The organism is Dellaglioa sp. CoH-57-MRSF-21, assembly GCF_056781915.1.
Window position 1 is genome coordinate 172,342 of the sequence record NZ_JBXAXU010000001.1, and the last position, 13,319, is coordinate 185,660.

Sequence of the window (13,319 nt, forward strand, 5' to 3'; positions counted from 1 at the left end):
TATATATGTTAGAAAAGCTAAAACAAGAAGTGTACGATGCTAACATGCTGTTACCTAAGTACAACTTAATTACCTTTACATGGGGTAACGTGAGTGGAATCGATCGTGAAAAAGGGTTATTCGTCATCAAACCATCTGGTGTTGATTACGATGATTTAAAACCTGAAGATATGGTTGTTGTTGATTTAGACGGTAAGAAAATTGAGGGTGATATGAATCCCTCAAGCGATACAGAAACGCATCGCATTCTATACAATAACTTCCCTAATATTAAAGGTGTCGTTCATACTCACTCACCTTGGGCTGTTTCATTCGCACAAGCAGGCTTGGATATTCCAGCAGCCGGTACAACACATGCAGATACCTTTTATGGCTCAGTTCCAGCAAGCCGTATCATGAATGAAGCTGAAGTTGTCACAGAATATGAAAAACAAACAGGTGACGTGATTGTCGAAACGTTCAAAAAACGTGGACTCGATCCTGATCAAATTCCAGCTGTTTTGGTTAATGATCATGGTCCATTTACATGGGGTACATCTGCTTTAGATGCTGTGCATAATGCTGTTGTCTTAGAAGAAGTTGCAAAGATGACTTATCATACATTGCAATTGAATCCACATGCAATTGACATGCCACAATACTTATTGGATAAGCATTTCCTAAGAAAACATGGTAAAAATGCATATTATGGTCAAATTAAACACTAAAACACGTTTTTAAAAATAATAAACTATTAGGAGGAATTATATTATGTTAAAAGTTAGTGAAAAAGAATTTTGGTTCGTTGTCGGTAGTCAAGGTTTATACGGTCAAGATGTTTTAGACGTTGTTCAAGGTGATGCAGAAAAAATTATTGATAATTTAAATGCTAGTGGTTCACTACCATACAAAATTGTCTTTAAAGAAGTTGCAACAACTGCTGAAGTTATTACTAACATCATGAAAGAAGCTAACTTTGAAGACAAAGTTGCTGGTGTGATTACTTGGATGCATACTTTCTCACCTGCTAAAAACTGGATTCGTGGAACAAAATTATTACAAAAACCATTGCTACATTTAGCAACACAATTTGGTGAAAATATTCCTTGGTCAACAATTGATATGGATTACATGAACACAAACCAAAGTGCTCATGGAGACCGTGAATACGGCTTTATCAATGCTCGTCTTCAAAAACATAATAAAGTTGTTGTTGGTTACTGGAAAGATGAAGCAGTTCAATCACAAATTGCTGACTGGATGGATGTTGCTGTTGCTTACGGTGAAAGTTTCAACATTAAAGTTGCTCGTTTTGGCGATAACATGCGTAATGTTGCCGTTACAGATGGTGATAAAGTTGAAGCACAAATCAAATTTGGTTGGACTGTAGATTACTTTGGTATTGGTGATTTAGTTGCTGAAATGAAAGAAGTAACTGACGCTGAAATTAATGCAACATATAAAGAATGTGAAAGTATGTACGATATGGTTGTTGGCGACAACGATCCTGCCTTCTACGAAGACCATGTTAAAGAACAAATTAGAATTGAAATTGCTTTACGTAAATTTATGGAACGTGGTGGCTACAATGCATTCACATCTAACTTCGAAGATCTTTGGGGCATGAAACAATTACCAGGTATGGCTGTTCAACGTTTAAACGCTGAAGGTTATGGTTTCGCTGGTGAAGGTGACTGGAAGACTGCTGCAATCGACCGTTTGATGAAGGTTCTTGCACATAATAAAGCTACTGGATTTATGGAAGATTACACGTATGATTTACGTGCGGGTCATGAAGTAACTCTTGGTTCACATATGTTAGAAGTTGATCCTACATTAGCTTCAACAAAACCACGCGTGGAAGTACATCCATTAGGTATTGGTGACCGCGAAGATCCAGCTCGTTTGATCTTTGATGGTTCAAATGGTAAAGGTGTCGTTGTTTCAATGTCTGACTTTGGTACTGAATACAAATTATTAATTAACTCTGTTGAAGGTCAAAAACCAGAAGTTGAAGCTCCTAACTTGCCAGTAGCTCGTCAATTATGGATTCCAGAACCAAGTTTTAAAGAAGGCGTTCATTCATGGATTGAAAATGGTGGTGGTCATCATACTGTTCTTTCAATGAACGTGAAGGAACAACAAGTTGTTGATCTTGCTAAGATGTTTGATCTTGAATATGTTGAAATTAAAAAATAATTAATATTTTAAAGGATATCGCTGTTAAAGCGATATCCTTTTTTTGTGTAAGAAGAGTAATCAAATATGATTTATATCAAATAAAATCGGTGCTTACGAAAATAAAGATTCGTAAGCACCGATTTAGATTTCTAATGATAATAATTGAGAATTTTATCTGCATCTGAAAAAATAATCTCAGACTTTCGTGTTATAGATTTCCATCCACAATTTGTTCTAAAGTTGTTTTTGAAGGGATAAAGAATAAATTACCGGTTTCAGCGGTACTGAAATCTAATAATCGATCACTTTTACTTTCGAACATATTAATGAGCATTCGATTAGTTACTGCAAAATGACGTGCGTAACCAATGAAGTATGTCCCTGTAATGTCTTTCCCAGGTTCTGAGAAGGGAACGTTCATACGGACAATTTTATGCTCAATGCCATCTTTCATATCTTGTGAAGCAACGTTATGAGAATTTGGTAATTTTTCTTCGTCAGTTAATTCTAAATCAGAATCTTTCTTCCGACCAATTGCTTTTTCTTGGTCTTCAGTCTTTAAGGCATTCCAAGCGGCCATATTATGGATATACTTTTGAGCAAAAGCATAAGAACCGTTTGTAAAATCAGGATCTTCGCCCCCAATAACGGCGTAATCGAGTGCTTCATTAACATCTGGGTTTTCAGTACCATCAATGAAACCAATAACGGCGCGGCCTTCAAAATAACGGAAGCCGTGTGTTTCATCTTCTACAGTTGTGACATCCTTAATGAAAAGCATAAATTGCGCCATAACTTCATAGACAACAGCACTTTCACCAGCGCGAACATGAAAGAATAAATCGCCAGGAGTTGAAATGGCAGTGTATTTAGGCCCAACAATTTCTTTAAAATGGGTAAGTTCAACAGGTTTGATAGCATCAGGGAAAAGATAATCCCAAGCATCAGAGCCAAAACCAAAGGCAACTTTTAAGTTAGCTTTTGGATAACGAACGTTCATACTACGGATGATGGCCGGAATACGGTCAGATAGCTCTTGAACTGCTTCTAATTCAACTTTTTGATCTTTGTGATTTAAGTTTAGAATGGTGAAATTAACAGCTTCACCTAAATCTTTATAAACATCTTGTGTTAACTTTTCGTTTACTGACATAATAAATGCTCCTTAGACTTTTAATTTCCTTTAACGATTATAACCATTTTACCTGCATTATGTGGTGAATTTAATTGTTTATGGGTTTCAATAATATCGGTTAAATTAAAGTGATATTTTTTTGCTATTTTAATTTCTAATTCATCTTGCATCATTAAATCTGTTAAGAAAGTTAGCGTGTCACTATCTTTTAACTCTTTAACATTCTCAACAAGGTAGTAATCTGCGAGTGGCTTTGATGCTTGAACAGAGTCGGTTGGAACGCTAACTAACGATACCATTCTGCCGTTTGTCTTCAATGCTTTGACGCCTACCTCACTGCCAAGACCGCCAGGAGTTGCATCAACAACAATGTCAGCCATATCTTTAAAAGTTTCGGCGGGATTTTCTTTATCGTAGGCGCTATAATGATCTGCACCTAGTCGACGAACATAGGGTTCGTTGGTGCTTGAACCACTAGCGAGAACAGTTAATTCCATCAATTTAGCAAGTTGCACTAAAATCGATCCGACACTTCCAGAAGCGCCTTCAATAAAGATGGTTTCACCAGCCCTTGCTTTTGCAAAAAAGTTCAAAATATTGTATGCCGCTATACCAGGTGTTGGTAGCCCAGCAGCTTCAGCAATCGTCATATTATCAGGTCGCTTAGCAATATGTGATGTAAAGACGACAAGTTCTTCTGCGTAGCCACCGAAAGCCTTATGAACAACAACAGCATCACCGATATTAAAATGAGTAACTTCATCGCCAATTTCAGTAATAATACCCGTTACGTCACCTCCAGGTACAATTGGAAATGGTAAAGGCATAACGTCTTTCATATAACCGGCACGTAAAATTGCATCAAATGGGTTAATGCCAATCGCTTCGATTGAAACCCTAACCTGTTTTGATTTAAGCGCTACTTCTGGATTAACTTTTAATTCCTCAAATACGGTTGCGTCACCATATTGGTTAAAGCCAAATGCTTTCATAAGTATAACCTCCCTAGATTAAAATCATATTGGTACTAGTCCCAATATACCATAATTTTAAGAAAAGGTTTACAAAACGAGGGAGAATAACAAATTTTGTAACAATGTATTTTGCGCAATCTAATTGACAACGTATTTTTGAAGATGTATAATATCCATATTGGTAAATGATAGCGTTTTCATAAATAATTAAAAAGAAAGAATGTGAGTTATTTGGAAAAATATATTTTATCTATTGATGAAGGAACGACAAGTACAAGAGCAATTATATTTAATCACAAAGGTCAGAAAGTTTCTGATGCACAACGCGAATTTCCACAATATTTTCCTCAACCTGGCTGGGTTGAGCACAATGCAAATGAGATATGGAACGCAGTATTATCGACAATCGCAAATACATTTATCGATTCCGGGATTAAACCTAAGCAAATAGCAGGAGTTGGGATTACCAACCAACGTGAAACAACTGTTATCTGGGATAAGAAAACGGGATTACCCATCTACAACGCAATTGTTTGGCAATCACGTCAAACGGCAGAAATTGCGGAACAATTAAAACAAGATGGCTATGATGAATTAATTCATGAAAAGACAGGATTACTGATAGATGCCTACTTCTCAGCAACTAAAATTCGTTGGATTTTAGATCATGTTGATGGCGCCCAAGAAAGAGCCGAAAAAGGCGAATTACTTTTTGGAACTATTGATACTTGGTTAACATGGAAATTATCAGGTGACGAAACACATGTAACTGATTATTCTAATGCTAGTCGGACAATGTTATTTAACATTCATGATTTGAAGTGGGATGAAGAAATTCTAAAAATTATGAATATTCCAGCAGTTATGTTACCAGAAGTTAAATCAAATTCTGAAGTTTACGGACATACGAAAGATTATCATTTTTATGGTAGTGAAGTGCCAATTTCAGGAATGGCTGGAGATCAACAAGCTGCTTTGTTTGGTCAAATGGCATTTGAACCAGGAATGGTTAAGAATACTTATGGAACAGGTTCATTTATTGTCATGAATACAGGGACAGAACCTAAATTATCTAAAAATAATTTATTAACGACAATTGGTTATGGGATTAATGGTAAAGTTTATTACGCTTTGGAAGGTAGTATCTTCGTTGCTGGTTCAGCAATTCAATGGTTAAGAGACGGGATGCGCTTGGTGGAACATGCACCAGACACAGAACAAGCAGCTAAAGAATCGACGAATGATAATGAAGTTTATGTTGTACCTGCCTTTACAGGATTGGGAGCACCTTATTGGGATCCTGATGCACGAGGTTCAGTCTTTGGAATTACTCGTGGAACAACACGTGAAGATTTCATTAAAGCAACGTTACAATCATTGGCTTACCAAACTAGAGATGTTGTGAAAACAATGGAACTAGATACGGGAATTAAAATTCCGTTACTAAAAGTTGATGGTGGTGCAGCTAAGAATGATTATCTGATGAATTTCCAAGCAGATATTTTAAATACACCTATCGAACGTGCTCATGACCTTGAGACAACTGCTTTAGGAGCAGCCTTCTTAGCTGGATTAGCCGTTGGTTATTGGAAAGACCTAGAAGAACTCAAAGCTGAGTATACTGAAGGGGATATTTTTAAACCAACAATGCCTGTGGAAGAAAGCGAAGATCTATACGCAGGTTGGCAACAAGCGGTTGAAGCAACTCGAGTATTTAAACATAAACCAATGAAGAAAAACAATAAATAAGGGGGATACAACTATGTCATTTTCAGCAACATCAAGAAAACAAGATATCGAACGATTAAAGAATGAAGAATTGGATTTATTAACAATTGGTGGTGGTATCACCGGTGCCGGCGTTGCTATTCAAGCAAGTGCTATGGGTTTAAATAACGGATTAATTGAAATGCAAGATTTCGCTGAAGGAACATCATCGCGTTCAACAAAATTAGTTCATGGTGGTATTCGTTACTTGAAGACATTCGACGTCGGAGTTGTTTCTGATACTGTTCAAGAACGTGCAGTGGTTCAACATATTGCACCACATATTCCACGTCCACAATCAATGTTATTGCCTATTTATGATGAACCCGGCGCAACTTTTGATATGTTCTCAGTAAAAGTTGCAATGAATTTATATGATCAATTGGCAGGTGTTGTTGATCCTCAATGGGTTAACTACACAATTTCTAAAGCAGAAGTTTTACAACGCGAACCACAATTAAAATCTGATAAATTAATGGGTGGCGGTGTCTACCTTGATTTTAAGAATAATGATTCACGTTTAGTTATTGAAAATATCAAAAAAGCACATGAAGATGGCGGCTTGATGGTTAGTCGTATCAAGGCTTTAGACTTATTGCATGCTGACGGTAAAATTACTGGTGTTCATGTATTAGATTTAATTAGTGGCGAAGAATTTGATATTCATGCTAAATATGTTATTAATACAACGGGTCCATGGTCTGATTTTATCCGTAAAATGGATACTGATGAAGATTTTGTACCACAAATGCGCCCAACAAAAGGTGTTCATTTAGTTGTTGATTCTAAAAAATTAAATGTACCACAACCAACATACTTTGATTCTGGAAAACAAGATGGTCGTATGATCTTCGTTGTGCCAAGAGAAGATAAAACATATTTTGGAACAACAGATACTGATTTCCATGGTGATTTTGAACATCCTCGTGTTGAACAAGAAGATGCTGATTACTTACTTGATATTATTAACGAACGTTTCCCAACAGCTAATGTCAAAATTAGTGATATTGAATCAAGTTGGGCTGGATTACGTCCATTGATTTCATCAAACGGAAGTTCAGATTACAATGGTGGAAACTCAGGTAAAATTAGTGAGAAGAGTTTCAATGATGTTATTAACGTTATTGAACGTTTTGAAAAAGATGAAGTAACTAAAACAGATGTTGAAGATGTCTTGAATGATTTGGAAAGTACACTTTCTGAAGATAAGACAAGTGCATCACAAGTTTCACGTGGAAGTTCATTGACTATTTCAAAAGATGGCTTATTAACATTAGCTGGTGGTAAAATTACAGATTACCGTAAGATGGCTGCCGGTGCCATGGCTGCAATTACAAAATTATTGAAAGATAATTATAGTCAAGAATTCAATGCGATTGATTCTAAAAACTTACCTGTTTCAGGTGGTGATATTGATCCTAACAACGTTGAAGCAACAATTAGTTTCTTCGCAAAACAAGGAATGGACAATGGGTTGACTGAAGAAGAAGCTACAGTATTTGCTAACTTATTTGGTTCAAATGCAGCACGTGTATTTAGTCAAATGACTCACGTTAAAGCAGCAGAAGGACTTTCTTTAGGTGAAACAGCTAGTCTTCACTATTCAATGGAAGAAGAAATGACGTTAACACCAACTGATTACTTAATGCGTCGTACTAACCATATTCTTTTCCATCGCGATACATTAGATGCTGTTAAAGTTGGCGTAATTAACGAAATGGCAAGTTACTATAGCTGGACTAAAGAAGAAAAAGCAAAACAAACTGCAGATTTAGATGCAACAATTGCAGAATCAGATATGAATTACTTAAAATAACCATCAAAAATAGGGGTGAGTGTGATGACAACAAGTCTTATGACGCAACTTTTGGGTGAATTTTTAGGCACAATGATTTTAGTATTATTAGGTAATGGGGTTGTTGCTGGTGTTTCGTTACGTAAGTCAAAAGCTGAAGGTGCTGGTTGGATTGCAATCACATTAGGTTGGGGAATTGCCGTAACCTTGGGTGTCTATGCGTCAGCCTTTATGGGACCAGGACATTTGAATCCAGCTGTAACTTTGGCAATGGCAATTGTTGGTAAGATTGCTTGGTCTTCTGTATTACCATATATGGTTGTCCAGGTTGCTGGTGGTATCGTTGGTGCTTTTCTGGTATGGGTTCAATACATGCCACATTGGAAAGAGACGAAAGATTCTGATGCAATATTTGGATCATTCGCAACTGCTCCTGCAATAAAAAGTAATCTATATAACTTTTTAAGTGAATTAATTGGGACATTTGTCTTAATCTTTAGTTTGCTAGCATTCACAAAAGGTAACTTTACAGATGGTTTAACACCAGTCGTTGTTGGTATCTTAATTGTTGGTATTGGTCTTTCACTTGGTGGGACAACTGGTTATGCAATTAATCCGGCCCGTGATTTAGGTCCTCGTATTGCACATGCTATTTTACCAATTGCGAACAAAGGTGGATCAGATTGGTCATATAGTTGGGTACCAATTTTCGGACCATTTGCTGGCGCAGTGATTGCCGCAGGGTTATTCTTAGCTGTAGCATAGGTTAAATGTCTGAAATAATTTATTATTAAGTTAAACCTCTATTATTGAATTTTAATTCAATAATAGAGGTTTTTTATAGTAAATTTTAAAGGGTATTTTTATTGTATATTGATAAATTATGCGATATAATAATTTTTCAATCGTATTTATACGAATAGATTAAGCATAATAAAGGATGTGTAACAGTGACTGTATCTTACTTAAGACTGGCAACGCCAGAAGACTTACCAGCAATTACAGGAATTATTGAGGAAGCAAAAGCTTACCTTAAAGAACAGGGAATTGACCAATGGCAAGGTGCTTACCCGGCGGCGAACCATTTAGAACAAGATATTAAAGATCAATTGACTTATGTCTTAATGGTTGGAGATGAAATCGCAGGAACTGCTGCACTTTGGCTAGGAATAGATCCTATGTATCTTAACATTGAAGATGGCGAATGGATTAATGGCCCACAAGCACGTTATTCGGCTATTCATCGAGTTGCTGTTTCTTCAAAATTTAGAGGTCAACGTTTATCAGAAAAAATGATTTCAGGCTTATTAACAATTGCGAGATCATTGGGTTACAAAGATGTTCGCGTTGATACACATCCTGAAAATAAAGGGATGCAACATGTCATTACCTCAAATGGATTTGATTATAAAGGTATCATTCATATGGAAGATGGCGTTAACTCAGCACGATATGCTTACCAAATTATTTTAAAATAAAACGTTTAAGACAGCGAATGATATCGCTGTCTTTTTTTGTGAAAAAAGTAACAATTTGAATTTTGATAAGGTATACTAGTATCAATATGAAGGAGGGATTTTTTTGATTTCAACAGCAACGACTTTAGCGGGTTCAAATTTTGATAATTGTATGATGAATGCATCGGGTGTTTATTGTATGGATAGCGACGAATTACTTGCCGTCGAAAGTTCTAAGGCGGCAACTTTTGTAACGAAGAGTGGCACGCTTCAACCACGTAAGGGTAATCCAGAACCTCGTTATTTTGAAACAGAATTCGGTAGTATTAATTCAATGGGCTTACCAAATAATGGCGTTGATTACTATTTAGATTTTGTCTCTCAAAATCAGATAAACCATCCTGGTAAAACATACTTTTTATCAATTACGGGTTTTAATCTAGCGGAAGATCTCGAGTTACTTCAAAAAGTAACAGATTCAGATTTTGCAGGAATTGTTGAATTAAATTTATCTTGTCCTAATGTACCAGGAAAGCCCCAAACGGGTTATGACTTTGAAACAGTTGATGCGATATTAAAAGCTGTTTTTAATAGTTATCACAAACCGTTAGGAGTTAAATTACCACCGTACTTTGATATTATTCATTTTGATCAAATGGCTGCTATTTTAAATAAATATCCATTGTCTTATGTCAATAGTATCAATAGTATTGGGAATGGACTATATATTAATGATGATACAGAAACGGTCGTTATTAAACCCAAGCAAGGTTTTGGTGGTATTGGCGGCGAATATGTTAAGCCGACTGCTTTAGCTAATGTACATGCGTTCTATCAACGATTAAATAAGAATATTCAAGTAATCGGAACTGGTGGCATTCAAACTGGTAAAGATGTTTTTGAACATATTCTATGTGGAGCAAGTATGGTGCAAGTTGGAACAGCGTTGATGGTTGAAGGACCCGCTGTTTTTGAACGACTAACAACTGAGCTAGAAGAAATTATGGCAGAAAAAGGGTACCAAAGTATTGAAGATTTTAGAGGAAAATTGAATTATTTATAGGGATGAGATAGGGAAAATTATACCAACTTTATACGAAGGTATATGGGCAAACAGCTGAAATTAGTCATGGACTAATGGACTATAGACGTAACGATATTTAGCTTTAAATGGAATGAGATAATTTACCTAATTAAATGGTGAATTATCTCATTTTTAATTAATAGAATAGTGTTAGTAGTAGTTAATATTTATAGATAAAAAAATATTAGTAGTTATGTGTGCAAACGCTTGCACAATGCTTTATTCAGTGCTATTATTTAGACAAGATAAGTTGGGTGCAACATAAAAGGGGAGTTTAATATGACAGATTACATTACAAGCGATTTAGAAAAAGATATTACCGTTATTAATGCTTTTGATTTAGAAAAAGATGCAGAAAAGATTATTCCAAAGGGTGGATTTGGTTATATCTCTAGTGGAGCTGGAGATTTGTATACTTTAGAAGAAAATATAAAGGCATTTAATCATAAACTAATTAGACCTAGAGTGTTACAAGAAATTGATCATCCCGATACAAAAACAACTATTTTCGGAGATGAAATCACATCGCCTATTATTATGGCACCAGTTGCTGCACATGCATTAGCTCATGTTAAAGGTGAAATTGATAGCGCTAAGGGTGTTTCAGATTATGGTTCAATCTACACAGCAAGTTCATTTGCAACGAAATCATTTAAAGAAATATCAAGTCAAGCTAATGGTCAACCACAATGGTTCCAATTCTATATGAGTAAAGACGATGGTATTAATCGTAATATTATGGATGAAGCAAAAGCTAATGGGGTTAAAGCAATTGTTTTAACTGCTGATGCAACTGTTGGTGGTAATCGTGAAACAGATAAACGTAATGGATTCACTTTCCCACTAGCAATGCCAATTGTTCAAGCTTATCAAAGTGGTGTTGGTCAAACAATGGATGCTGTTTATGGTTCAGCAAAGCAACGCTTAAGTCCAAAAGATGTTGAATTCTTAGCAGAATATTCAGGTTTACCTGTCTTTGTTAAAGGAATCCAAGGTGGAGAAGATGCAAGTGTTGCAATTAATTCAGGTGCTGGTGGCGTCTGGGTTTCAAATCATGGTGGTCGTCAAATTGATGGCGGAATCGCTGCATTTGATGCACTTCAAGAAGTAGCAGAAACTGTTGATAAGCGTGTGCCTGTTGTCTTTGATAGTGGTGTAAGACGTGGAGCTCATGTTTATAAAGCCTTAGCAAGTGGTGCAGACTTAGTTGCAATCGGTCGCCCAGTTGTTTATGGCTTGGCACTTGGTGGTCATAAAGGTGTTCAAAATGTCTTTAATTACTTCCAACATGAATTAGAATTAACAATGCAATTAACTGGAACGCATAATATTGATGAAGTTAAACGTACTAAATTAATCGATAATCCTTACGGAAATTAAAAAAATATAAAAGTTAGTTAGCACTTAAAAACTGTTAGATTGGTTGTTAAAACCTTTTTAACAGTTTTTTTATTTTTGAAAATAGTCAAAACACGAACTTTAAATGTTAATAAATCTACAAAAGTGCGTATTTTGTATTGATTTTTTATTTAATTCGCGTAATATACTGTACATAATATAAAAAATCACAACATAGGGAGATTATATTGCATGAATAATACAGAGGGAAAATCAGGTATTTTTGATCGGTTATTTCATATTAATGAGTCAGGTTCAACGGTTAAACGTGAATCAATGGCTGGATTAACAACTTTCGTATCTATGGCTTATATATTATTCGTTAATCCTCAAGTTTTGGGCGCTGCGGGTATGGACAAAGGAGCTGTGTTTACAGCAACAGCAATATCTGCCGCGTTCGGTTGTTTCTTGATGGCATTCTTAGCTAATTATCCTATCGCAATTGCTCCAGGATTAGGTGACAATGCATTCTTTACTTATTCAGTTGTTATTGGAATGGGTATTCCATGGCAAACGGCAATGGCCGGTGTTGTGGTTGCCTCAATTATCTTTATGCTTATTACGTTCTTTAAAATTCGTGAAATTGTGATAGATGCAATTCCACATGACTTAAAATTAGCAATGGCCGCAGGTATTGGGTTGTTTATCGCTTTTGTTGGATTACAAGAAGGTGGACTTATCATTGGAAACCAATCAACATTGGTCGCGATTGGTTCACTAACGGTGCCAACTACATGGCTGACAATTTTTGGACTCGTTGTGATTGTTATCTTAATGGCTAAAAAAATTCCTGGCTCAATCTTTATTGGAATGGTTGCGACAACTATTTTAGGGTTAGTTATGGGACTTATCAAATTACCAACACATATTATTTCTTCTGTTCCAAGTTTGGCACCAACATTTGGAGTAGGGGTTGAAAATTTACATAAAATTAACTCACTTCAACTTTGGTCTGTTGTTTTAATATTCTTGATGGTAGCCTTTTTCGATACGGCGGGAACTTTAATCGGGTTAGCTACTCAAGCAGGATTTATGAAAAATAATAAAATGCCACGAGTTGGTCGCGCGTTATTATCTGATTCTGCTTCAATGTTAGCCGGATCTGTTCTGGGAACAACACCAACTGCTGCTTATGTTGAATCATCAGCTGGAATTGCAGTTGGGGGAAGAACTGGACTGACATCATTAGTTGTCGGGTTTATGTTCGTTCTAAGTTTATTCTTTTCACCACTTCTGACAGTTGTGACATCACAAGTGACGGCGCCCGTTTTAATCGTTGTTGGTATTTTAATGGCACAATCATTAAAGGGTATTGATTGGGGTCGATTTGAAGTAGCAGTACCAGCATTTTTAATGGTTGTCGGAATGCCTTTAACTTACAACATCTCGTATGGTATTGCCTTTGGTTTCGTATTATACCCAATTACAATGATGGCAGCAGGTCGTAGAAAAGAAATCGGGCCTGTAATGTATATCTTGTTCTTTGTATTCCTATTCTTACTTTACGTATTAAATATTCTTCAATAACATATAAAATTGATGGGTGGAT

At 36.0% G+C, this 13,319-nt stretch carries 11 protein-coding genes; 9 read left to right on the forward strand and 2 right to left on the reverse strand.

Annotated features, from left to right (window positions below):
- The first annotated feature begins 5 nt into the window (after positions 1-5).
- Both AC1RPQ_RS00830 and araA read left to right on the forward strand, forming a co-directional pair.
- Positions 6-707, forward strand: a complete 702-nt coding sequence (locus tag AC1RPQ_RS00830; protein ID WP_409021771.1) for an L-ribulose-5-phosphate 4-epimerase — start codon at positions 6-8, stop codon at positions 705-707.
- Between the two features lie 43 nt (positions 708-750).
- A complete protein-coding gene (gene araA, locus AC1RPQ_RS00835; RefSeq protein WP_481761007.1) occupies positions 751-2,178 on the forward strand; it encodes an L-arabinose isomerase in 1,428 nt (475 codons plus the stop codon).
- A 190-nt stretch (positions 2,179-2,368) separates the two neighbouring features.
- On the opposite strand, the gene AC1RPQ_RS00840 is transcribed toward araA, so the two are convergent.
- Positions 2,369-3,313 (reverse strand): Dyp-type peroxidase, encoded by a 945-nt coding sequence (locus tag AC1RPQ_RS00840; RefSeq protein WP_481761006.1) that lies wholly within the window; start codon positions 3,311-3,313, stop codon positions 2,369-2,371.
- A 20-nt stretch (positions 3,314-3,333) separates the two neighbouring features.
- Positions 3,334-4,287 carry an NADP-dependent oxidoreductase gene (locus tag AC1RPQ_RS00845; RefSeq protein ID WP_481761005.1) on the reverse strand — a complete coding sequence of 318 codons (954 nt, stop codon included), beginning with the start codon at positions 4,285-4,287 and terminating at the stop codon, positions 3,334-3,336.
- 213 nt (positions 4,288-4,500) lie between these two features.
- On the opposite strand from AC1RPQ_RS00845, the gene glpK reads away from it, so the two are divergent.
- The 7 genes from glpK (at position 4,501) to AC1RPQ_RS00880 (ending at position 13,297) form a co-directional block, all read left to right on the forward strand.
- On the forward strand, positions 4,501-6,018 hold the full coding sequence (gene glpK, locus AC1RPQ_RS00850) for a glycerol kinase GlpK (protein WP_481761004.1): 1,518 nt from the start codon (positions 4,501-4,503) through the stop codon (positions 6,016-6,018).
- 13 nt (positions 6,019-6,031) lie between these two features.
- The gene (glpO, locus tag AC1RPQ_RS00855) at positions 6,032-7,852 is read left to right on the forward strand and encodes a type 1 glycerol-3-phosphate oxidase (protein WP_481761003.1); all 1,821 of its coding nucleotides are present in this window, start codon (positions 6,032-6,034) and stop codon (positions 7,850-7,852) included.
- Between the two features lie 24 nt (positions 7,853-7,876).
- Positions 7,877-8,596 carry an MIP/aquaporin family protein gene (locus AC1RPQ_RS00860; protein ID WP_409022824.1) on the forward strand — a complete coding sequence of 240 codons (720 nt, stop codon included), beginning with the start codon at positions 7,877-7,879 and terminating at the stop codon, positions 8,594-8,596.
- Between the two features lie 185 nt (positions 8,597-8,781).
- Positions 8,782-9,309, forward strand: coding sequence for a GNAT family N-acetyltransferase (locus AC1RPQ_RS00865; RefSeq protein ID WP_409021765.1), 528 nt, complete (start codon positions 8,782-8,784; stop codon positions 9,307-9,309).
- A 103-nt stretch (positions 9,310-9,412) separates the two neighbouring features.
- Positions 9,413-10,351: a dihydroorotate oxidase gene (locus AC1RPQ_RS00870; RefSeq protein ID WP_481761002.1), complete on the forward strand. Its 939-nt coding sequence runs from the start codon at positions 9,413-9,415 to the stop codon at positions 10,349-10,351.
- Between the two features lie 300 nt (positions 10,352-10,651).
- A complete protein-coding gene (locus AC1RPQ_RS00875) occupies positions 10,652-11,752 on the forward strand; it encodes a lactate oxidase (protein WP_481761001.1) in 1,101 nt (366 codons plus the stop codon).
- Between the two features lie 210 nt (positions 11,753-11,962).
- Complete coding sequence (locus AC1RPQ_RS00880; protein ID WP_481761000.1) at positions 11,963-13,297, forward strand: NCS2 family permease; 1,335 nt, start codon at positions 11,963-11,965, stop codon at positions 13,295-13,297.
- Positions 13,298-13,319 lie beyond the last annotated feature (22 nt).